The 22812-nt window shown below is 65.9% G+C and carries 13 protein-coding genes; 5 read left to right on the top strand and 8 right to left on the bottom strand.

The features are described from left to right. Positions 1-93: 93 nt before the first annotated feature. The 5 genes from AC6RV7_RS10040 to AC6RV7_RS10060 all read right to left on the bottom strand — a co-directional run bounded on the left by AC6RV7_RS10040 (position 94) and on the right by AC6RV7_RS10060 (position 11451). On the bottom strand, positions 94-2235 hold the full coding sequence (locus tag AC6RV7_RS10040) for a sensor histidine kinase (RefSeq protein WP_500093834.1): 2142 nt from the start codon (positions 2233-2235) through the stop codon (positions 94-96). Positions 2236-2382: 147 nt separating this feature from the next. Next, positions 2383-6129, bottom strand: coding sequence for a TonB-dependent receptor plug domain-containing protein (locus AC6RV7_RS10045; protein WP_500093835.1), 3747 nt, complete (start codon positions 6127-6129; stop codon positions 2383-2385). 433 nt (positions 6130-6562) lie between these two features. Next, positions 6563-8368 carry a SulP family inorganic anion transporter gene (locus AC6RV7_RS10050; RefSeq protein WP_500093836.1) on the bottom strand — a complete coding sequence of 602 codons (1806 nt, stop codon included), beginning with the start codon at positions 8366-8368 and terminating at the stop codon, positions 6563-6565. Positions 8369-8441: 73 nt separating this feature from the next. After that, positions 8442-10052 (bottom strand): SLC5 family protein, encoded by a 1611-nt coding sequence (locus AC6RV7_RS10055; protein ID WP_500093837.1) that lies wholly within the window; start codon positions 10050-10052, stop codon positions 8442-8444. A 10-nt stretch (positions 10053-10062) separates the two neighbouring features. Then, positions 10063-11451, bottom strand: coding sequence for a sulfatase family protein (locus tag AC6RV7_RS10060; protein WP_500093838.1), 1389 nt, complete (start codon positions 11449-11451; stop codon positions 10063-10065). Between the two features lie 64 nt (positions 11452-11515). Between AC6RV7_RS10060 and AC6RV7_RS10065 the strand changes: the two genes are divergently transcribed. From AC6RV7_RS10065 to AC6RV7_RS10075, 3 genes are all read left to right on the top strand, one after another. Beyond that, complete coding sequence (locus tag AC6RV7_RS10065) at positions 11516-12586, top strand: LacI family DNA-binding transcriptional regulator (RefSeq protein WP_500093839.1); 1071 nt, start codon at positions 11516-11518, stop codon at positions 12584-12586. Between the two features lie 130 nt (positions 12587-12716). Then, a complete protein-coding gene (locus AC6RV7_RS10070; protein ID WP_500093840.1) occupies positions 12717-14093 on the top strand; it encodes a sulfatase-like hydrolase/transferase in 1377 nt (458 codons plus the stop codon). Between the two features lie 17 nt (positions 14094-14110). After that, positions 14111-16381 carry a right-handed parallel beta-helix repeat-containing protein gene (locus AC6RV7_RS10075; RefSeq protein ID WP_500093841.1) on the top strand — a complete coding sequence of 757 codons (2271 nt, stop codon included), beginning with the start codon at positions 14111-14113 and terminating at the stop codon, positions 16379-16381. Between the two features lie 12 nt (positions 16382-16393). Here AC6RV7_RS10075 and AC6RV7_RS10080 read toward each other — a convergent pair whose 3' ends face one another. After that, a complete protein-coding gene (locus AC6RV7_RS10080) occupies positions 16394-17251 on the bottom strand; it encodes an alpha/beta hydrolase (protein WP_500093842.1) in 858 nt (285 codons plus the stop codon). A gap of 58 nt (positions 17252-17309) precedes the next feature. Beyond that, positions 17310-17750, bottom strand: a complete 441-nt coding sequence (locus AC6RV7_RS10085; protein ID WP_500093843.1) for a LamG domain-containing protein — start codon at positions 17748-17750, stop codon at positions 17310-17312. A 201-nt stretch (positions 17751-17951) separates the two neighbouring features. Between AC6RV7_RS10085 and AC6RV7_RS10090 the strand changes: the two genes are divergently transcribed. Next, positions 17952-19697 (top strand): arylsulfatase, encoded by a 1746-nt coding sequence (locus AC6RV7_RS10090; RefSeq protein ID WP_500093844.1) that lies wholly within the window; start codon positions 17952-17954, stop codon positions 19695-19697. A 12-nt stretch (positions 19698-19709) separates the two neighbouring features. Then, positions 19710-21158 carry an arylsulfatase B gene (locus AC6RV7_RS10095; protein ID WP_500093845.1) on the top strand — a complete coding sequence of 483 codons (1449 nt, stop codon included), beginning with the start codon at positions 19710-19712 and terminating at the stop codon, positions 21156-21158. A gap of 23 nt (positions 21159-21181) precedes the next feature. Here the strand turns inward: AC6RV7_RS10095 and AC6RV7_RS10100 are convergent, their stop codons facing one another. Then, entirely contained in the window at positions 21182-22810 is a 1629-nt protein-coding gene (locus AC6RV7_RS10100) for a sulfatase family protein (RefSeq protein WP_500093846.1), read from the bottom strand. Between the last annotated feature and the right edge of the window lie 2 nt (positions 22811-22812).

Here is a 22812-nt window from a genome sequence, read left to right on the forward strand (position 1 = left end):
TGAAAGGGAGATTCCGCAAATCAAGTCTCGCGCGTTCGCCAATCTAGCATCCTCGCGGCGGCATGCCTCTCACCCATTCGAGGGAAAACGCCGTCACACGGAAAGCGTGATGGAGATGCGTGTGCCCTGTCCGGGCGCACTCGCGATTTCCATTGATCCACCGAGCAGCTCGGCGCGCTCGCGCATCCCGACGAGGCCGAAGCTGCGGCGATGCCCGTTCGGCTGGGCGTTGACGCTGAAGCCGGCGCCGTCGTCGGCGACGGTGAGACGGATCGTGCGCCGGTCGAAGACAAGGGTGACTTCGATCCGCGAAGGCTGCGCGTGCCGGCTCGCGTTGGTGATCGCTTCCTGGCCGATGCGGAGGAGATTGTTTTCGACGACGGGCGGCAGGCGGCGGTTTGTGCCTTCGATGCGCATGACCGGCGTCACGCCGGTGTCCTCGGTGGTTTGTTTCAGGATGCCGTCCAATGCCTGGCCGAGGTCGGATTTTTCCAGCACCTGCGAACGCATGTTCCAGATCGAATCGCGGGCCTCGGCGAGCGCGGCCCGCGTCAATTTCAGCGCGGAACCGAGATGATGGCGCGCCGGCGGGCTGATGTCATTGGCGTGCACGCGCGCCAGCTCGAGCTGAACGGAGATGGCGCCGAGGCTCTGCGAAAGCGTGTCGTGGATCTCGCGGGCGACGCGATTGCGCTCGCTGAGGATCGCGGTGAATTCGGTCTCGGCCATCGCGCGGCGGTGTTCCTGCTCCTTCAACCGCCGCCGCGAAGCGGACATGACGGCCGCGACGGCGCCGAGCGCGACGGCGAGGAATCCGGTCAGCACCCAGACGATGCGCTCGGAGGTCCACCACGGCGGCGGCTGGAGCACCGTGAGATCGGCGGGTGAGCGGAGCAGAAGCTGAAAGGAGCGCGGTTCCCACAAGCCGCCGAGCGGACCGGCTTCGTCGGTGGTCACCGAGCAGACGCCGGCCACGCGCACGCGGCTGCCCGGCAGCCAGGCGTCGGGCGCCGCGACGTTCTCCGGCAGGTGAATTTGCGCGCGCACGGGGGTGCCGTGCCAGTCGAGCGTGAGTCCGACGCTGTCCGGAAAATGGCGGACGTCGGTGAGCTGCGCGTCAAGCTGCACGAGGTCGGCATCGTTCTGCAGCGCGCTGGACAGGTCGGTGAGCAGATGCGGGGCCGGCGGTGCGCCGGGTCCCAGTTTCTTGAATACGGCATCCTCGAGCACGGCGCTGTAATCGCCGCGCGCGGGAAAACCGACCACGTCGACCTCGTCGCCCGGCTGCAGTTTCTCGTCCTGCGTGGTCTCCACGCGCAGGCTGTGTTCGTGATCGCGGACCCACAGCGCGGCGCCGGGGCGATGGTGCACGACCGCGCCGCGGATGTGCACGCGATGGCCGTGCTCGCCCGTGAGCTGTTCGAAGCGCAGCAGGCTGGCGACCGGTCGCGGTTCGCTGGCGAACGGATCGCGCGGCGGGGGTTTTTCCGTCACGACGGCGACGCCTCGCGGCACCTGCACGAAAGGACGCAGAAACTGCCGGTTGTGATTGTGGAGGTTGAAGGAGAGTCCGCGCAGGCGGACCTCGGCATCGACGTAGTCCGCGGGATCGAAATCGCCCGTGATCTGCACGATCACGCGCAGGCTGCCGGAGGCGATTTTCATCTTCACCTTGTGATCGTCGGGACCGGCGGCGTTTTCCAGCGGACTGGCGTAGCGCGTGCCGGGCGGCGGTGGCGGGATGTCGGTTGCCGCCTTCGGCTCGACACTGCGGACGATGCCGGAAAGCTCGACCCACTTCGCGTCCATTTGCCCGGCGTTGAGCTCGTCGATCGTGACCGGCACCGGCGCGGGAATCGGCCCGGTGCCGATTTTTCGCAGGGTGCGGGCGACGACATACGGCGCGAAACCGCCGGGATCGGTGACGCCCTCGATGTCGAGCAAGTCGCCGCGCGCGAGTCCGGCCACGAGCTCGGCCGGGCCCTGCACGTAAATGCCCTCGGTGGCATCCTGGATGACGAACGCAATCCCTTCGGGATCCGCTTCGCCAATGTAGACGCCGCGGAGATGGACCGGCAGAGCGGCGCGCGCCTGTTCCGCGGACAACGCCCGCACTTGCGCGGCGGTGGCGAGCGTCGGGCGCTCGGCTGCGGGCAGGCGCGCGATGGCGAACGTCAGCATGAGCAGCGCTCCGCCGCAGACGCGAGGGAAAGGGCAGCGACGGGCAACACTCATCGGGGAGTCACGCGCCGGCGATGCTGGGACGCAGCTCGCGTCGTGGCAATCGCCGGAAACGCAAACCGGACGCCGCCAGTGCGGACGTCCGGTGGGATTGCGGCCAAAGCGTCCGCGAGATGGAGACGTTGGCCGGGAGGGAGGCGCTCAGAACCGGATGCTGTTCGTGATCGCCCACGTGGTTTCGGCCGGGATGCGCACCTGCGCCGTGGTGCCGTCGGGATTGGCGAGGATCGGGATCAGATCGTCCTTGGCGAAGAGATCGCGGACGTTGAGCTGGATGCTCCAGACGTATTTCGTGCCGAGCTTGCGCTCGTAGCCGATCCAGAGGTCGTAGTTCGTCTCGCTCGGTCCGTAGATCGGGCGGTTCACGTCCGTCACCCAGATGTTCGCATCGGAGTTATATTGCGGGTAGTAACCGATCGCGGTCTTGTCCTGCCAGCGCACCGCGCCGCCGACGTTGACGTGGCGGAGGATGCCGGTGTCGAACGTGTAGTTCGTGACGAAGTTGACGCGCCATTTGCGGAGCTCGCTGACCGACACGCCCTCGCCGGAGATCGCGTTCACGTAGGGGCCGTAGACATCCTGCATCATGCGGCCGCCGAACGTGTCCTGCTCCGACGAATACGTGGTGTTGCCGCCCCAGTGGCGGAGATCGGCGAAGCCGTCGATCGTCCAGTAGTTCAGCTGGCTCGGGCCGCCGGGGTTGTTGTTGTAGCCGTCGAACCAGAGCTCCTTGTTGGCGGCGATGAACGAGAGCCAGTCGGGGAGGATGTTGCTGCGGGTCGCTTTGATTTCCGCGGCGTTCAAGGTCAGACGCCAGTTCGGCGTCGGGTTGGCGGTGAGCTCGATCTCGACGCCCTTGGAAACGAGATCGTTGGTGAGCTTCTGTCCGGCCGGCGGGTTTTCGCCCCAGATGCGGTAGTCGTCGCCGCTGATCTTTTCGAACTGCTCGGCGGCGACCCAGGTCGGATCGAGCGGGCGGAACCACTCGGCGTCGGTGCGGGCGGCGAACCAGGCGCGGCGGTATTCGACTTCGTCGGCGGTCAGCGGCGGCGCGAGGTAGGGCAGACTGGTGTCCGGATTGATGCTGCCCTGCGCGACATAGTTGGAGGAACCCGCGACGGCCGCGCTGCGAATGCGCAGCGGTTGGCCGACGAGCGTGCTCAGCTGGTCGCGCCAGTTGGCGGGAAGTGGCTGGTTGGCGACGGCGGTGTCGTAGGAACTGCCGAAGAACCATTTGTTGACAAGGCCTTCGGGGGCGACCTGGGCCCCGTCCGGGCTCCACGAACCCCAGGTTTCCTGAGCGAGCGTGTTCATCGTGCGGGCGACGCCGCCCTTGGCCCAATACGTGGAGGGGCCGCGGTTGAGCGTGGTGTTCTTCTGGACGGTTTTGAACCAGTTCACGCGCAGCGAAACCTTGTTGTCCAAGGCGGTGATGAGCACGCCGTAGTCCTTGGTCTCGCCGGACGGGGCGGCGAACTGGTGGCCGTTGATGTCGCGGCCGACCTCGGACGGGCGGAAGCTGTTCGAGTCGTTGTAGGTGAAGCTGACGTCAAAGCTCTTGGGCATGCGTTGGCCGAACAGGTCGAGGAGTTCGCGCGTGTGGAGCACGACGCCCCAGCTGCGGCGCTGTTCGTCGGCCTTCAGCGGCGTGACGTTGGAATAATTCCAATCCGGACTGAAGGGCAGGACGGCGTTGAAGCCGTCGCGGATGAGCGCGGCCGGTTTGTCCCAACGCTCGTATTTGTCGTGGCGCCAGCCGAACAGCGGCACGAGGGCGCCGTTCAGCAGATTACCCTGCCAGACGAACGCGGTGGAGTCGGTCGTGTCGTAGCCCTGCGCGGCTCCGGTGTAGAGGTCCTTGAGGTTGTCGTGCCAGTTCAGGATGTTGAGATTGGCGTTGTGCCAGGTGCTGGTGTTGTTGTCCCAGACGAGGGTGTTTTGCGAGGAGCCCGGCAGGTGCGCCGACGTGACCCCGCGGATGGCGGAGGCGGGGATGGCATCGAAATTCGCGACGTTCTGCAGATTGTCGCCGATGTAGTGGAGGCCCCACCACGCCTGATGGTTGGCGGAATTCAGGAGCGGAACGCCGTAGGTGGCCGCGTCCCAGGCGTAGAGGTTGAAACTGCGGCTGAAGTTGTCGTAGCGCTGGCTCGACACGATGCCGGTGAACGTCTGTTCGCCGAAGATCTTGCTGAGGAGGTGCTCGCGTCCGAGGTAGTCGGCGAGGTCGAACTTGTAGTAAGCCGTCGCGCGCCACGCCTCGCGATCCTCGCTGGTGATGTTGCCGGCGGTGGAGCTGACGATGTAGGGCCGGCCGACGTCGGGGTTGGCGGAGTTGTCGCGCAGGGTGGCGTTGACGTCGACGCTGACGCGGTTCGAGGCGATGGCGTTGGCGTAGCCGGACTCGTAGTTCTCGCGGTAATACGCGGCGTTGATGCCGAGTTTGCCGTCGAAGTAGGTCTGGGTGAACGAGAGGTCGATGTTGTCGAACTTGTTCCACTCCTCCTTGTTCGGGCCGGCCATGGTGCGGTCGATGAAGGCGAGCGGTCCGGAGAGGATCATCTGCGTGGGCCAGAGCGCGGCGCCGAAGCCGCTGAAGGCTTTGCCGCTGGAGCTCTCGTAGTCGCTGATCAGGCGCGAGAGGATGGGGTTGTTGGCGAAGAAGGCGGCGGTGTTGCGGTTCCACGCGCCGGTGCCGCCTTCGTCGTAGTTGGGATTGGTGACGCCGCTGAGGCCGCCCCACGGCGAGCCGTCGCGCTGGCGGTAGGCGTCGAGGCGGCCGTTGCCGATCGTGCCGCTGGACGGATCCTGATAGATCGTGCCGGGAGAACTGTTCCACCAGTCGCGACCGGGCGCGCCGGCGAAATAGTGGGAGAGCTCGCGGTGCTGCGTGCCGTTCGGCTCCTGAGGGATGCCGTTGCTCGTCAGCGGATCATACATCAGGTATTTGTTGAGCGGGCCGAACCAGTTCGTGATGAAGTCGGCCGCGGTGACGGAGATGGGGCGGTTGCCGCGGATCTTGCCGGTCTCGGCCTTGACGTCGATCTGGGTGAACACGTGCTCGCCGAGCTTCGGCTGCCAGCGCAGCGCGCCGTAGAGGCGCTTGTCGTGGTTGAAGGTGAAATCCTGCCGGAAGTCGGCTTCGTCGTTCACGCCCGCGATGCGGAGGCCGAGCTGGCCTTTCACCAGCGGGACGTTGGCGTCGAGGACCTCGCGGTGGGAGCCGTAGCTGCCGACGCGCAGCTGGGCCTCGCCCTGGAGCTGGTTGAGATTCGGATCCTTGAGCGTGTTGTTGATGATGCCCGCGGGACTCCCGAGACCGAAGAGGATGGAGTTCGGGCCGCGCTGGATGTCGACGCGCGAGGTGTTGTAGGCGTCCATCGGGATGCTCGTAACGAAGAAGTCGCGCGTCAGGTCGGCGGTGTTGAGTCCGCGCACGCGGGTGCCGCTCTGCGGATTCGCGAGCATCTGGTTGCGGTAGGCGTTGTCGTCGGCGTTACCGCCGTAGAAATTGCCGCCGATGCCGGTGACCTCGGTGCCCGTTGTGTAAACGAGCAGGCTCTGGAGATTGGTCGAGCCGGTGTCCTTCAGAAACTCCGGCGTGACGACCGAGATGGCGGAGGCGACGTCGCGCAACCGCATGTTAAGACGCGAGCCGGCGAGCGAGGAGGTGGCGGCGTAGCCGCGGTCCTGGCTGCTGACGACCTCGAACGGCGACAGTTCGACGATGTCCTCGCCGTCCTCATTGGTTTTCTGGCCTGCCGCCGGGGTGTCGGCGGTGGTCTGGGCGGGCAGCTGCGGGGCGGTCCACGCGACGGCCGCGGCGACGAGGAGTTGCGGCAGCCGCCAGGCGCGGAGACCAGGGGTGTTCGTTTGCTTGGTTTTCATGGGCAGGTTGGGCTTGTCAGGATTGGGGGCGGCCCGGCCGGCGGCCGGAAGGTCGAGAGGGCTCGGCGGAAAAGGGGCGCGCAGGACGAAGCTCCGCGGCGGAGGGTCAACGTGGGATAAACGGGGGAGGCAGGAACGCGCGAAGCCCGAGGGGTTGCAGAGGGCGAGGGGGCACGGACGGGGTGAAGGTTTCGCGATGCTAGCGATGGACGGTTGGTCCCGCCATCACCTGATCGGGTGAATCTATTACCTGACCGGGAAATTCCCGATCAGTTTCCCCCTGAGGGGAATGGAACGCGGCCGCCCCCTGCCGACACCGGCCGCGGGCGGGTCCGCCGCGAGCCAGCCGGCGCCCGCCAGACGTCGCCCCACCCACCCGCGCAATCGTGTCAGAAAAATGAATACGCTGGTTGCGTCCGCGTCGCCCGCCGCTTTACGTCAAGGCGGGCGGGGAAAGCCGGTCGAAATAGAGGCGGACCTCCGGATCGCCTCCGGACACCAGCGTCCGCGCCCGGAGCAGCGCCTTGCGCGTCGCGAGGTTCGGGTTCGACTCGGCGGGAAAAATATTCTCCTCGCCGAGATGGCGGTGCAGCCCGCTGTTGCGCAGCACCCGCAGCACATCCGCCTGCGCCCCCGAGATCAGCAGGTGTCGTCCCGTGTTGTGCAGAAAGTCGTGCAGCGCGCGGAGCGCGAACACCGTCGTCGCATCGAGATGGCGGGCATTCTTCAGCCGGAGAATGATCACCTGCAGGTTTTCGTTTTCCGCCTGTTGCCGGACATGGGTCTGAAACAGGTCCGCGGCGCCGAAAAAGAGCTCCCCTTCGACGTGGATGATGGCGATCGACGGATGCTCCCGCGCCCGGGCCGCGTCGCGGGCGACGAGCTCATCTTCGGAGTTGAAGGTGTATTCGACGAGGAGCGGCGTGGAGGCTTTGCGCAGGGCGAGGAAGAGCGCGAGCACGACGCCGAGATAAATGGCAATATCCAGCGGCAGGAGCAGCGCGTAGGCGAAGGTGCCGAAGAGCGCGAACGCATCGGAGCCGGTGGAGCGCGCGGCGATGCGGATCTGCTCGCGATCGACGAGATTGAGGCCAACGCGGATCAACGCGGCGGCGAGCACCGGGATTGGCAGATGGTTCACGAGCGGGGACAGCAGGACCATGAAGCCGAGCACGAACAGGCTGCTGAGCACGCCCGACATCTGGGTGCGGGCGCCCGCTTGGAAATTGGCGGCACTGCGGGCAAACGAGGTCGATCCGGGCATCGAGGCGAAGAACGCCGAGACGATGTTGCCAAGCCCCATGGCGACCAGTTCGCGGTTCGTGTCCACCGGCTCGCCGGAACGCATGCTGTAGGACTTCGAGATCGAGACGGCTTCCAGCATCCCGAGCAGTGCGATCGCCATCGCCGGCACGAGCAGATCGAGGATCACGCCGGCTTCACGAGCGGTGAGGGGAACGGACGTGAAGTTCGGCAGCGAGGCCTTGATCGCGTTGCCCTGACCGAGATTCGCGACGCCGAACTGTGTGAGATCGACTGCCCAATCGATCACGGCGAAAATCACGAGTCCGAGGAGCGCTTCCGGCCAGCGGGGCCGCAGTCGTTTGATCAACATGAACAGCAGAAACGCGCCGGTCGCGACGCCGGTCGACCAGGGGTCCAGCTCGCCCCGCAACGCGTGCCGCAGCGCGTCGAACGGGGCGGACCACAGCGAGGTGGTGGCCGCCCGTTCCACGCCGAGCAGGTGATGCACCTGGCTGAAGACCAGCAGCACGCCGATCGCGGCGCTGTAGCCGATCACTACCGACCGCGAGATGAACTGCGTGACCTGACCGAAGCGCATGATCCCGGCGGCGAGCTGAACCAGGCCGATCAGCAGGGCCAGCAGCACGGCAAGCTCCGCCGGACCGAGCGCCGAGCCCTGCAATCCGATGAAGGTGGCGGCGAGCAGCAGACTGAGCGAGTTGCTCGGCCCGAAGATCGCCTGCCGGCTGGAAAAGAAAAGCGCCGCCACCAGGCCCCCGACAATGACGCAGCCGAGCACCATCTGCGGCGGCAGCCCGGCGAGCAGGGCAAAGCCCATCGCCTGCGGAATCGAGACCATCGCGACCGTGGCGGCGGCAAACGCGTCGGCGCGCAGCTTCGCGCGGGAGTAGTGCCGCCACTCGGCCGCAAGCGGAGGGCACAACAGCCGCCAGTCCGGTTTCAGTGAATCGATGATGGGCGCGGGATCGATCACGCGAATGCGTCACATCGCTGCATCATGAAAATGAATACGGGGGCCGTCGCCTCATCGGGGCGCGCGGTCGCCGTCAGCGCACGAGTCCCCACGGCGAGAACAGGATCACGACCGTGACCCAGCCAACGAGCACCGCGCCGAGAAAAAACCGGTAACGGCGCCGTTCGCCGGCGCTCATGCGCACGGAAGACGCGTCGCGGGCGAGCGCCGGATGGTCAGCGTCGATCCGACCGCGGCTGCACAGCAGCATCACGACCGTGCAGACGAGGGTGATGACAAAGCCGACGTTGAGGGCGTTGCGCAGGTAGGCCGGCAGATGTGCGACCACGGCGGGGGAGTCGAGCGCGACAAAGGCGGCGACCCCGAGCGTGGTGCCCACCGCGAGGGTGGCGATCGCGCCGCGATTGTCGGCGCGGCGGGAAAAAATTCCGAACACGACGCAAACGAACACCGGCGGCGCGAGCAGCGACCAGAGCTTTACGAGGTAGGCGAAGAGACCGGAGTATTTGCCGATGAGCGGCGCCGCGAGGGTGCACGCGATGAGGATCGCGACCATCAGCACGCGTCCCAGTTTCACCAGGGCGCGCTCGCCGAGGCGGGGCATCAACTTCATCGCGAAATCGTAGGTGAGCATCGACGAAGAGGCCGCGAGTCCCGCGGCCATCGTGCCGAGGATTGCGGCGAGCAGGCCTGCGAGCACCAGGCCGACGAGACCGGCGGGCACAAAACGCGTGACCATTTCTGCATAGGCCTGGTCCGGATGGGCGAGATCCGGCAGCAGTTGGGCTGCGATCGCGCCGGGCGCCGCGATGATGAAGAGGGCAACGATCTTCAGCAGCGCGGCAAACACCGCGCCCATTTTCGAATGATAGAGGCTGCGGGCCGCGAGGGTGCGCTGCACGTAGTCGTGATCGGTGCAGTGTCCATGCACGCCCAGAATGAGCGCACCGGTGATCAACGGCAGCCAGCCGAAGGCGTGCGACCAGGGTTGAATGACCGACCACATGCGATCGCCGGTCGAGCTGCGCAGCGTGAGCAGGGGCTCCAGACCGCCGGATTCGTGCAAGGCTGCGCCGAGCGTGACCGCGCCGCCGATCACAAGCACGGTGACTTGAAAGACGTCGATCCACATCACCGATCGCAGACCGCCGAACACGGCGCAGATCGCGGCGCCGGACGCGATGACCGCGACGGCGAGCAGGAACTCTCCGGGGCCGCTCCAGCCCAGCAGCGTGGTGAGCACGGTCGCGCCAGCATAAAGGGCCGCGGTGAGATTGGCCGCGAGGATCATCACGACATTGATTCCGGCCACGAACAGGCGCGTGCCGGCGCCGTAGCGACGTTCGAAAAACTCCGGCGCCGTGGTGAGTTTCAGGCCGAGATAAACCTCGACGAAGAAAACCGCGAGCAGCACGAAACAGCCGGCGCCGACCAGTTGAAACGCGCCTACGACAATGCCGAGCGAGTAGGCGAGACCCGCCTGACCGACGAACTGCTGGCTCGAGATGTTCGCCGAAAACAAGGACGCGCCGACCACCGGCCAGCTGGCGTCGCGACCCGCCAGAAAAAAACCTTCGCCGGTCTCGACCTTGCGCCGGGAAAACCATGCGCCCAGCGCCACGGTGAAAAGGAAATAACCCAGGATGATCGCGAGATCGAGGGAACTCACGCGCGCGGTGAACATGATGTCGCAATCAGTTCGTCGTTGCGGCGCCGGAGTGCGAGCTCGCCACGGGCATCCAGCGATCGCCCACGCGGTCCTGCCAGGCGGCGTGTGCGCGCAGGAGCCGTTGCACGATCTCGTGGTAGGCGGAGTCGGCCGCGAGATCGTGCTGTTCGTCGGGGTCTTTTTTCAAATCGAACAACTGCAGCCGCTCCTGGCCGTTCACGCGATAGCGGATGAGCTTCCAGCGTTCGTCGCGCACCATCCGCTGGCAGTCTTTATACAGAGAGAAAAGGGTTTCACGGCCGCCGTGTTCCGGTGTTGCCAGGGAAACGGTGTCGAGGCCCGACGGGAGCTGGAGGCCGGCTAGTTGCGCGAGCGTCGCATACAGGTCGAGCGAATACACGAGCCGCGCGTCGGTGCGGCCGGCGGCGATGCCCGGCCCGGCGAGCAGCAGCGGCACTCGCACGCTTGGTTCGTAGAGATTCTGTTTTCCCAACAGGCCGTGACTCCCGAGCGCCAGGCCGTGATCGGAGACGTAGACGACGAGCGTGTTCGCCTCGAGCTGGTGAGTGCGGAGCGTTTCGAACACCCGGCCGAGTTGCGCGTCGTGGTGGCTGATCATGCCGTAATAGGCGGCGAGTTGCTGCCGCACGACATCGGGGTCGAGCGGCCGGGCCGCGAGCATTTCGTCGCGGATCGAGAGCTCGCCGTTGTCGAAGGGGTGATCAGGACGGAAATTGGCCGGGAGGGGCAGGTGGGCGGGGTCATACATGCCGGCGAATGCCGGAGGCGGGGTGCGCGGGTCATGGGGCGAGGTCAGCGAAAGATAAAGAAAGAATGGCTGGCGGCGCCCGGCCAGAAAATCCCGGGCGGATTCGCAAAAGAGATCGGTCGAGAAGCCGGATTCGAACCGCGGTGGAGCGGAATAGTCCCCGCGCGGCGAAAAGTCGTGCAGCGGCACGCGCGTGTGCTCGCACATGCCGCCAAGAAATATCCGGTGACCGCCGGTGAACGAACGGTGAAGCGAGGCGGGATCGTTGTGCCACTTGCCGGTGATGAAGGTTTCATAGCCGGCGCGGCGAAACAGTTCGGGCAGCGTGGTGTTGCTCGCGGGGATCGAGACCTTGCGGTCGGGGCGGCTCGACGGGTCCGGCGAGGCATCCGCGGCGATGGCATTGCGGCCCGTGAGCAACGCGGCGCGGGCAGGCGAGCACACGGCTGCGATCAGTCCGCCCATGTGATAGGCCTGGCTGAAGCGCGTGCCGCGCGCGGCGAGCGCATCGAGATTCGGGGTGCGCACCGCGGGATGCCCGCACAGGCCGAGCGCATCGTGACGATGATCGTCGGCAATGATGAAAAGGACGTTGGGGGCGGCGCGACCCGCGGTGGTCGACGGGGTAAGGGAAGGGGCTGGCACGAGGATGAAATACGTTGACTAGACCCCGCTGGGGCGGAAAGTCGCCCTCCACTAAATCAATTAAGTGAGCTGGCAAAAACGGACGAACCTGAAGGATATCGCGGAGCGCGTCGGCGTCAGCGTCGCGGCGGTCTCCCTCGCGCTGCGCAACCATCCGTCGATCTCAAAGGCCACCACGGAACGGGTGAAGAAGGTGGCGCGGGAGCTGAACTATACGCCGGACCCGGGGCTGTCGGCGCTCGCCGCGCACCGCAGCCGGCTGCGCGTGCAGCGCGATTTTTCGGTGATCGCACTCGTCACGAATTGGTCCACGCGCGACGCGTGGACGAAGCGCGCGAGCGCGAAGCAGGTCGTCGAGGGCGCGACCCTGCGGGCGCGGTCGCTGGGATATTCGCTGCAGGTTTTCTGGGCCCGCGAGCAGGGCTACACGCCGCGCCGGTTCAGTGCCGTGCTGCGGAATCGCGGGATTCGCGGCCTGATCCTGGCGCCCTTCGAGGATCCGCACGACCGGCTCGAGCTGGAGTGGGAGGACTTCGCGGTCGTTGCCCTCGAGCGGCCAACGCAGTATCCGCTGTTCCATCACATCGTGCCGAACCATTTTGCCGGCATCCTGCTCGCCTGGGAGCAGCTGCGCGCACGCAACTACAACCGCATCGGGATCATCGTGTGGACCGATCTTTCCGAGCGGACGCTCCATCAATGGGAGGCGGGTTATGCGTATCTCCAGTCACGGACGCTCGAGGCTGACCGGGTCTCGGCGCTCGTGCTGCAGCCCGAGGATCCGGTGGGCCAGATCCGCAGCTGGCTGCGGCGCGAGCGACCGGAAGCCGTGATCAGCCGTTCGGATGGTTTCTTCGAAGCCGTGCGCGCGGAAGGACTGCGCATCCCCCAGGATATCGGCTACGTGAGCCTGAACGTCGTCGACGACATGCCGAATGCCAGCGGGATTCAGCAGCATCGCGCCGAGATGGGGGAGTTCGCGGTCGAGATCCTGAACAGTCTCCTCCAGAGCAACCAGCGCGGGTTCAATGCCGTCGCGCATGGCACGCACGTCGACGGGACGTGGCACGAAGGCAGCACCGTCCGCCCGCTCAAAGCCGCGACGCGAGGAGCGAAACGGACCCGCGGCCGCTGAGACCGGCTGAGGCGATTTCGATTAACTGATTTAGTGAGTTCGTCATTGCGGCGCTTGGTCGGTCCCGTAGGTCTCGCGCAGCTTTCCGGCCCGACCCACCTCCGCGGTTCGCGTTTCCCCTTACCTCCTCATGTCCACGTCCGCTTTTTGCCGCCGGCTTTTGCTGTTTGCGCTCGCGGTTGGGACGTGGATGCAGGCAGCGGGGAGTCGTCCGCCCAACCAGATTCTCGTTCTGGTGGACGATCTGGGACGCGATTGGGTCGGCGCCTACGGATCGTCCCATCCCACGCCGAACCTCGACCGGATGGCGGCGGAGGGCGTGCGGTTCGAGACGGCCTGGTTCACGCCGGTCTGCACCCCGACGCGGGTGGCGCTTCTGACGGGACAGCGACCCTGCCGCAGCGGTTGGACGGTGCACTACGACGTGCCCCGCTGGGGCGGGGCGGGCTTGATCCCGGAGAACTACCCGACGCTGGGACTCTGGATGCGCCGGGCGGGCTATGCGACGGCCATCGCCGGGAAATGGCAGATCAACGACCTGCGCCGCGAGCCCGACATCATGCGCCGCCATGGATTCGACGAGCATTGTCTCTGGACCGGGGTGGAGTCGGACAACCCGGCGAGCGAGCGGCGCTATTGGGATCCGTTTCTTCAGATCAACGGCGAACGGCGCACGCATCGCGGGGAATTCGGGCCGGACGTGGTGCAACGATTCGTATTCGATTTTATCCGACAGCACCGCGACCGCCCGTTTTTCCTGTATTATCCGATGATCAACGTGCACGCCCCGAACGAGCCCACGCCGTTGCATCGCGCCACGCCGCCCGAAGGCGAGGCGGCACTCTATGCCGGAATGGTCGACTACACCGACCGGCAAGTGGGCGACCTGCTGCGCTGGCTGGAGGCTCTCGGGCTGACGGAAAACACGATCGTCTATTTTGCGGGCGACAACGGTTCCTCGACCGGTGGAACGCTGGACGGCGTGTCCATGCCGGCGGGCAAGGGCACCCGGCTCAGCGATCTCGGCGTGCACGTGCCGCTGCTGGTCCGAGCGCCCGGCCGCGTGCGGTCAGGAATCGTATCGCGGCGGCTGGTGGAGATGACGGACCTGCTGCCGACGCTTGCAGAGTTTGCGGGGGTGAAATTGCCGGCCGATGCGGCGCGAGACGGTCGGTCGCTCGTGACGGAATTGACGAGTGGCGCGAGCGTCGCGCCGCGTCCGTGGATTTTCACGCAATACGGCGCCGAGCGCGCGGTGCGCGACCAGCGCTACTACCTGGATAATCGCGGTGGCTTTTTCGACCTCGTCGCGGATCCGCAACAGAAACAACCGCTGCGCTGGGACGCGACGGTGGAATCCGCTGCGGCGCACCAGCGCCTGCGGGCGGCGCTGGCCAGCCTGCCGGCGGATGCCGGGCCGCCATTTCCCGAGTATGCGCAAGCCGAGCGCCGACTGCGCGAACACCAAGCGGCTAATCGCGCCCGCCGCTTGGAATCGTCCCATTGAATCTTCCCCGTTTTCTTATGCCGATCGCTTTCACACGCTCCTCTTTCTTCTCGCGCGGCCGTCGCCTGATCGGACTGATGCTGCTGGCGGCCTCCGTCACGGCGGCCACCGCACGCACCGAGATTCATGTAGCGCCGCAAGGCAGCGATCAAGCAGCGGGAACGGTCGCGGCGCCGGTGGCCTCGCTCGCCCGGGCGGTGGAACTATCGCGCCGGGCGCGAGCGGCGGCGCCGGCGGACGAAATCGTCGTCGTGCTCCAGGCGGGCGTGCATCGTTTGACGGAAACGTTGGTGCTCGGGCTGACGGATACACCGGCGCCGGGAGGTTCGTTGAGTTTTGTCGCCCGTCCAGGCGAACGTGCGATCGTGAGCGGTGGCGTGCTCCTCCGCGATTGGCGGCGAGTGCCGGCGGGGGAAGAGCCGGAAGGCACGCCTGCGGCGGCGCGTGGCCGGCTCTGGGTTGCGACGCCGCCGGCGTCGCTCGAGTCGCGCGCTTTTCATGCGCTCTACGACGGAATGGAGGCGCTGCCGCGCGCGCGTTCCCGCGAGTATCAGGCGCGCGGCGAACATCGCGGCCTGCTGAACCGTTTGGAGCATCGCGATCTGATCGAGTTTCCCGCGGGTTCGATCAAGGCCTGGCCCAATCTCGCAGACGTCGAGATTTTGAGCCGGCCGAATCACAACTGGCTCGTGAACTACCTCGCGCTCGAATCGGTCGACGAGGCTGCGCTGACGGCGCGCACCACGGTGCCGGCGACCTATACGCCGACGGGAAAGTTCTGGGTCGAGAACGTGATGGAAGCGTTGGACGAGCCCGGCGAGTGGGTGCTCCACCGCACGGAGCGACGCGTTTATTTGTGGCCGCGCGGCGAGACGCCAGGGGAGAACATCGTGGCGCCCGCGGTGACGACGCTCTTTCGCGTGGCTGGTCGCGAGGATTATTGGGGCGACGCCGACCAGCCGGCGGGTGGCGTGCGTTTCGAGAATCTGACGTTTGCGCACACGGACCGTGACGTGTGGACGCCGGCTGATGCCGGCCTGCAGCACGATTGGGCGATGTTCGACAAGGATGACGCGTGCCTGCGTTTCCGCGTCGCGCAGGATTGCGAGGTGCGCGGTTGCACGTTCGAGGCCGCGGCGGGCCACGGCGTGCGCGCCGATCTTTATACACGGAACATTCGCGTGCGCGGAAATACGTTCCGGCACCTCGGCGCGGGCGGCGTGTTGCTATGCGGCTACGGCCCCGGCACGAAGGACGTGAACGGCGGGCACGAGATTGTGGACAACGAATTCCACGATCTCGGCACGCTCTGGTGGCACTCGCCGGCGGTCTTCCTTTGGCAGAGCGGGAGCAATCTCGTCGCTAACAACTACCTTCACGACCTGCCTTACAACGGCATCGTGCTCAGCGGCGTGCGGCCGCGGCATTTCGGCATCTCGACTCCGAAGATCCAGAATCCCGAATTCCCGGTGAACATGCGCGAGGACCTGCGATTGATTCGCTGGCGCGAAGTCGGCAATCCGCGCACCACCGAGGAGATCCTGCCGTTCGCGCATACGCGCAAAAACGTCATTCGCGACAATGAGATTCACGACGCGATGCTCGTCCTCCGCGACGGCAACGCGATTTATCTCTCGAGCGCCGGCAAGGACAACGTGATCCAGCGCAACGTCATTTATCGCATGGGCCGCGCGGCGGCGATCCGCACCGATGACGATCAGTCCTACTGCAAGATCACCGAAAACGTGACGTTCGGCGTCGGCATCGTCGTGAAGGATTACAACGAGACCTGGAACAACGTCATGATCAATGGCGGGCTGCGGATCACCTCGGACCGACCGGAGTCGCGCGTGGATCGCAATGTCTACGTTTCGTATCTCGGCCAGGCGAAGTTCTACGAGGTCGATGTCGTGAACAGCTATTTTGGCAACGCCCCGAACGACACGATGCTGAACAACTACAATCCGAATCATAAGCCCGTCGTGCCGCCGAAGACGGATCACAACCTGTACTTCACCTCGGATCGCACCGCGGCGGAGGCGTTCGTCGAAGGAATGCAGCGGACGTGGGGCAACGATCTTGCGAGCGTGATCGCGGATCCGCGCTTCGTTGCGCCGGCGGAGGGCGATTTCCGTTTCGCGCCTGGATCGCCGGCGGAGGCGCTAGGCATCCATTCTGTCGATACGCGTGAGGTCGGACTTAAACGCGAACCCATGGTGAAGCGCCTGCAGCGCACCGGGGAAAAACTGGATCTGTCGGCCGGTGCGACCAGCGAAGATCGCGGGTGACGTTCCGGCGGACTACTCGATCCAGCCGAGCTGCGTCAGGAATCGGTCGCACTCGCCCACGGTGAGCCGATAAAACTCCGGGGAACGGCTGCGGTTGAAGAACCCGTGTTCCTGCCCTTCGTAAAGATGCAGTTCGCACGGAACGCCGGCGGCGAGCAGCGCGTCGCGGAAACGCGCAAGGGTGGCGACCGGGATGAGTTTGTCCTGCGTTCCGAGAAACAGAATCGTCGGCGGCGCGCCGGCGGCGACGTTATGCGCCGGTGAAAGTTCGCGCACCCGGTCGCGCACACGGCTGGCGCCATAGTTGCCGGGACCATTGTCGAGCACGGGATTGAAGAGGAGCAGCGCGTCCGGTTTCGGCGAAATGGAAAGATCATCGTGCGGGTCGTCGATCCCGGCCACGAGCGCGGCGTGCGCGGCCAGATGTCCGCCGGCGGATGCACCCATCGCCGCGATGCGATTCGGGTCGACGCCGAGCTCCGCGGCGTGACGTCGGACCCAGCGCATCGCGGAGCGGGCGTCCTGGATGCAGACCTCGGGCGCGGCGGTCTCGTCGCGCGGCGCGAAGCGATATTGCACGAGCACGCAGACCAAGCCGCGCGAGGTGAAGTGTTCGGCTTGATCGTTCAGCTGGGCCGGCGAACCGCCGACCCAGCCGCCGCCGTGGAAAAACACGATCGCGGGTCGCGCCTCCTGCGCCGCCGCTCCGTCCGGACGTGACACGTAAAGCGTCAGCGCGCGGTCGCCGACGGTCTTGTAAACGACCGGCTCGCCGCGCGGCTGCCCCCAGTCGGCGGCGTTGAGCGAGGTCGCGGCAAGAATGGCGGCGAAGGCGGCGAGGCGGTGCAGAAACGTGACGAGGCGAAGCATGGAGGGAAGTGGGACGACCGGAGGAGCTCGCGCGTCTGGCAGCGAGCTCAACGAGCCATCAAGGATGAGGAAGGTGGTTCAAATCCTGGATTTCCTCGAGGGTGAGCGCGTGCTGGAGAATGGCGACATCGTCGATCGTTCCGGTGAAGTAGGTGTCGGCAGTGCCGGCGTTGCGGTCGCGACCGATGTGGACCGGCTGGTTGTTCGTGTTGTTCTGCGACCAAAGCGCGGTGGACTCGGCCGCGAGCACGCCGTCGATGTAAAGTTTGTGACTCGCGGAGCCCTCGTTGACGAAGGCGACGTGATGCCAATTGCCGTCGGTGATCGTAACGACGGTGGCGACGTTTTCCGTGCCGGGCGATGTGCCGGCGTTGTCGTCGTTGCCCGCGGCCGGATCGACATAGAAGGACGCCTGAATCGCGGCGGAGGCGGAGAGGGTGGCAACGAGCAGGCACGCGCCCGCGAAAACGCTGCGCACGGCGGAGGACAATGTCTTCATGGTGGGGAGAAATGCGCCGCGTTGAACGCGGCCGGGGTTAACGCTACACGCGAAACACCTGCGATCGTTCCGCTGCGCGGCAACGGCGCGTCTGCTAGAACAGTTAAGGGCCCGCGTGGACGATGCCGCGGATTCAGCTTAAATGTTCAAGCGCGGCTTCGATTGTCGTTCGTTTTCCCGGATGCACGGTGAATCCCGCCGATGAAGCTTACCCCGTGGCTCTGTGCGCTTGCGTTGCTGTTGTCATCGTTGGCCGCGGCCTCTCCGTCCTCGCCGCGGCCGAACGTCGTGGTGATCGTGACGGACGATCAGGGCTACGGCGATCTCGCGTGCCACGGCAACACGATGATCCGCACGCCGCACCTGGACCGGCTCTATGCGCAGAGTGTGCGGCTGACGGATTTTCACGTGGATCCGACGTGTGCGCCGACGCGCGCGGCGTTGCTGACCGGGCGCTATTCGACGCGCGCCGGCGTGTGGCATACGGTGATGGGCCGTTCGCTGCTGAATCGCGACGAGGTGACGATGGCGGACGTTTTCCACGCGGGCGGTTATCGGACCGCGGCGATTGGCAAGTGGCACCTCGGCGATAATTTCCCGTTTCGACCGCAGGATCGCGGATTCGACGAGACTCTGGTGCACGGCGGCGGCGGCATCGGCCAGACGCCCGATCATTGGGGCAACCGCTACGACGATCCCGTCCTCTTGCGCAACGGCGTGCCCACATCCTCGTCGGGTTACTGCACCGATGTCTTTTTCGACGAGGCGCGGCGTTTCGTCACCTCGCAGCGCGATCATCCGTTCTTCCTCTATCTGGCGCCGAACGCACCGCACGCGCCGTTCGTGGTGGCGGAGAAGTATCGCGTGCCGTATGCGGCGCGCGGTGTGCCGGAGCCGATGGCGAGTTTCTACGGCATGATCGAGAACCTCGACGAAAACGTGGGCCGGCTGCTCGCGGATCTGGAGGAATCCGGCCTGGCGGAAAACACCCTCGTGATCTGGATGACCGACAACGGCACGGGCGCGGGCCTGCCGGGAGATGCCGAGGGCAATCGGATCTCCGCAGGAGAAGGCTGGCAGGGATTCGATGCCGGAATGCGCGGAAAGAAAGGTTCGGAATACGACGGCGGCCATCGCGTGCCTTGCTTCGTGCGCTGGCCGGCCGGTGGGCTCGTGGGTGGTCGCGACGTCGCGACCCTCGCCGCGCATTTCGACCTGCTGCCGACGTTGGTGGAGCTCTGCGGGTTGACGCCACCACGGTCGGACTTCGACGGCATCAGTCTCGCCCCGGTGCTGCGCGGGGCGCGGGCCGACTTGGCCGAGCGCACGCTCTTCGTTCACCGCCAGCGACGGGAAATTCCCCCGAAATGGGAGCACAGCGCGGTGCTGACGGAACGCTGGCGGCTTGTGAACGGCAGCGAACTCTACGACATCGAAGGCGATCGCGGGCAAAATCACGACATCGGCGACGCGCACCCGGACATCGTCCGCGAGCTCCGCGCGCATTATGAAAGCTGGTGGGATTCGCTGGCTCCGGTGCGAGCGAGCCATGCGGCCATCGTGGTCGGCGCGCCGCAGGAAAATCCGACGACACTCAACGCGATGGACTGGCACAATGACGACATCCGCCAGATTCCGTGGAATCAGCCGCAGATCGTCGCGATGCCCTGGGCGAACGGTTACTGGTGGATCGAAGTCGCCGAGGCGGGCAACTACGAGTTCACGCTGCGGCACCAGCCGCGGGAAGCGAAGTTTCCGCTGCAAGCCACCGCAGCGCGCGTGGTCGTGAACGATCGCGTCGCCGAGGTCGCGGTGCCGGCCGCCGCCCCGAGCGTGGCCCTGAAACTCGCACTGCCCGCCGGAGCCGCGAAATTACAAACCTGGCTTTTGGATGCGGCGGCGGGCAAAACCCGCGGGGCTTTCTTTGTCGAGGTGCGCCGGCGCTAAACGAATCTCCTTATGACGATCTCCTCTCGCTGCGGTTGGCTGACCTGGGTTGCGACGCTGATGCTGGCGCCGGGATTGTATGCGGCGGATCAATACGGCGCGGAGCGGCCGAACATCGTTTTCATCCTGTCGGACGATCAAGGGTGGGGCGACGTCGGCTACCGCGGCAGTCAGATCAAAACACCGAACATCGACCGGCTGGCGGCCGACGGCGTGCGGCTCGAGCAGTTTTATGTGCAGCCCCTGTGCTCGCCGACGCGCGCGGCGTTTCTCACCGGGCGTTATCCGATTCGCTACGGGCTGCAGGTCGGCGTCGTTCGTCCGCACGCCCGTTACGGGCTGCCGGCGGAGGAACGCACATTGCCCGAGGCGCTCCGGGACGCCGGCTATCGCACGGCGATGGCCGGCAAGTGGCATCTCGGACACATCCGGCGGGAGTTTTTGCCGACCGGGCAGGGTTTCGAGCATCACTACGGGCTCTATACGGGAAACTTCGATTACTTCACGCATCGCCGTGACGGCGGACTCGACTGGCATCGCAACGAGCAGCCGGTCGAGGAGCCGGGATACTCGACTGAGCTGATCGCCGACGAGGCGGCGCGTCTGATTACGGAACACGATCCACGCCGGCCGTTGTTCCTTTATGTGGCGTTTAACGCCCCGCACATGCCCTTGCAGGTGCCGGAAAACTACAGTGCGCTTTACAAAGACTGGCCCGAGCGACGCCGACTCTATGCGGGCATGGTGACGGCGATGGACGAAGGCGTGGGACGCATCGTGAGCGCGCTCGAAACGAGCGGCCTGCGCTCGAACACGCTGCTTGTTTTTAGTTCCGACAATGGCGGCGCGCTGCCGGGTGTGATGGCGGAAAACGGTCTGCTCCGCGAAGGCAAAGGGAGTTATTATGAAGGCGGCGTTCGCGTGCCGGCGCTCGCGGTTTGGGATGGCAAACTTCCCGCGGGTGCGGCGGTGGAAGCTCCGTTGCACATCGTGGATTGGTTTCCGACGCTTTTGAAACTCGCCGGTGCTTCGCTCGACCAGCCGCTGCCGCTCGATGGACGTGACATGTGGTCCTCGCTGGCTGCAGGTGCGCCGTCGCCCCACGAAGAGTTGCTCATCAATGTAGGCGTGGCCGGCGGCGCGATTCGGGTCGGCGACTGGAAGCTCGTCTTGAACGGCAAGGTGAAGGACGGCTTGGAGGGCGGTACCGAAACCGACGAGCGGCGGGAAATGAAGCGCCGCGCCCGCCTCACGCCGCAAATCGAGTTGTTCAATCTGGCGGACGACCCGTTCGAGAAAACCAATCTCGCGGCGACGCGCCTCGATCAGGTAGCGCGTTTGCAGGAACGACTCGACACCTATGGGCGCGCGGCGGTGCCGTCGAAGCAGGCGCCCGCGGCCCCGGGTTTCAAAACTCCCGCGGTGTGGGGCGCTGAGGACGGCACGGAAATGCGCGATTGAGATCGGCGCATTCCCGGTCGTGATCACCGCGTCGCGGCTGCGGCGGCGGCGAGAGCGGGATGATTCATCCAGTCGAGTTGCGGCCAATCGTCGCCACCGGTGTTCGGTTGCGCCGGTCCGGGCGTGCTGCGGCCTTGCCGGATTTGCGTTTCCAGCAGCGACGCCAGCTCGGCGACGACGTCAGGGTGGGCGCCGAAAAGATTTTTCGTTTCCGCGCGATCGTGCGCGAGGTCGAAGAGCTGAAACGGCGGCGCGTCGGCAGGCGCTTGGCCGGGTTTCGGATCGCTCCAGCCGCCCGAGTCCGGCGCGAGGCAAAGTTTCCATGCGCCTTGCCGGATGGCGAAGGAGCCGTTGACCGAATTATGCACCAGATTGCGACGCGGAGCGATCGCGTGAGCCGGATCGCGCAGCACCGGAAGGAGGCTCACGCTGTCCTCGCCGGCGTCGGCCGGCAGCGACGCGGATAGCAAGTCGGCGCAGGTCGCGAGCCAGTCCATCTGGCAGATGAGCGCGGAGCTTTCGCTTCCGGCCGGAATCTGTCCCGGCCAGCGCGCGAGGAAGGGCACGCGATGGCCGCCTTCGTAGAGATCGGCCTTGCCGCCGCGCAGGCCGGCCTGCGGGTCGTGGCCGATTTTTTTCAACTCCGCAAAATTCGCCGCGGGACTGCAGCCGTTGTCGGCGGTGAAAACCACGAGCGTGTTGTCGGCGAGGCCGCGTTCGTCGAGCACGCGCAGGAGTTCTCCCACGTCACGATCGAGCTGAAGGCAAAAGTCGCCGTAGGCCGAACCTGTGCGTCCGGCGAACTCTGGCGTCGGCACGATCGGCGTGTGCGGCGACGCGAAGGCGAGGTAGAGAAAGAACGGCTTCCCGCCGTCCTGACGCGCGAGATAGTCAACGGCTTCGCGGGTCAGCTGGCTCTGCACGTCGACGTGCGCGAAATCGTCGGCGATCGGCCCGGTGCGCCACATGGCAGGCAGGGCGGACTTGTCGATGCGATGCGTGGGTGGGGAGACGACGCGATCGTCGCGCAACCAGACATAAGGGTCCATGTCGAGCGAGGCGCTGATGCCGAAGAAGGAGTCGAAGCCGATATGAGTCGGTCCCTCGCGGAAGGGCTCGTCGTAGGCGATGCCGCGGGCGAGCTGGGGATCGTTTTCGCGAGCGCGCGGGCCGGGCTCCGGCGGCGCTTCATACGATGCCGACGGCGTGCCGGCGGGCTGGCGCGTCCAGTCCAGGCCGAGATGCCATTTGCCGATCATGGCGGTGGTGTAGCCCTGCGTGCGCAGCAATGCGGGCACGGTGAGGCGGCCCGGCTCGATCAGCGGCTGCGAGTAGCCAAAAAGCACGTGAGACTTCAAGCGACTGCGCCAGGCGTAACGACCCGTGAGAAAGCTGTAGCGCGACGGCGTGCACACCGCGGAGCTGCTGTGCGCGTCGGTGAAACGAGCGCCCTCGCGCGCGAGCCGGTCGAGGTTGGGCGTGCGCCAGGCGGCGGCGGGATTGTAGGCGGACACATCGCCCTGTCCCATATCATCGGCGAGAATGAAAACGATGTTGGGAGGGCGTGAGGCTGGCGACGAAACGGGGTTGGCCGCGCCGAATCCGGTCGACAGAGCGCAGGCCAGCGCGCCGAGGCAGAGCGTGAATTTCATGA

The organism is Opitutus sp. sgz309028 (assembly GCF_059821195.1).

Bases quoted from the DNA above. Each gene is read 5' to 3' on its own strand.
- AC6RV7_RS10040 (WP_500093834.1), bottom strand. From the start codon at position 2,235: ATGAGTGTTGCCCGTCGCTGCCCTTTCCCTCGCGTCTGCGGCGGAGCG.
- AC6RV7_RS10045 (WP_500093835.1), bottom strand. From the start codon at position 6,129: ATGAAAACCAAGCAAACGAACACCCCTGGTCTCCGCGCCTGGCGGCTG.
- AC6RV7_RS10055 (WP_500093837.1), bottom strand. From the start codon at position 10,052: ATGTTCACCGCGCGCGTGAGTTCCCTCGATCTCGCGATCATCCTGGGT.
- AC6RV7_RS10070 (WP_500093840.1), top strand. From the start codon at position 12,717: ATGTCCACGTCCGCTTTTTGCCGCCGGCTTTTGCTGTTTGCGCTCGCG.
- AC6RV7_RS10075 (WP_500093841.1), top strand. From the start codon at position 14,111: ATGCCGATCGCTTTCACACGCTCCTCTTTCTTCTCGCGCGGCCGTCGC.
- AC6RV7_RS10080 (WP_500093842.1), bottom strand. From the start codon at position 17,251: ATGCTTCGCCTCGTCACGTTTCTGCACCGCCTCGCCGCCTTCGCCGCC.
- AC6RV7_RS10085 (WP_500093843.1), bottom strand. From the start codon at position 17,750: ATGAAGACATTGTCCTCCGCCGTGCGCAGCGTTTTCGCGGGCGCGTGC.
- AC6RV7_RS10090 (WP_500093844.1), top strand. From the start codon at position 17,952: ATGAAGCTTACCCCGTGGCTCTGTGCGCTTGCGTTGCTGTTGTCATCG.
- AC6RV7_RS10095 (WP_500093845.1), top strand. From the start codon at position 19,710: ATGACGATCTCCTCTCGCTGCGGTTGGCTGACCTGGGTTGCGACGCTG.
- AC6RV7_RS10100 (WP_500093846.1), bottom strand. From the start codon at position 22,810: ATGAAATTCACGCTCTGCCTCGGCGCGCTGGCCTGCGCTCTGTCGACC.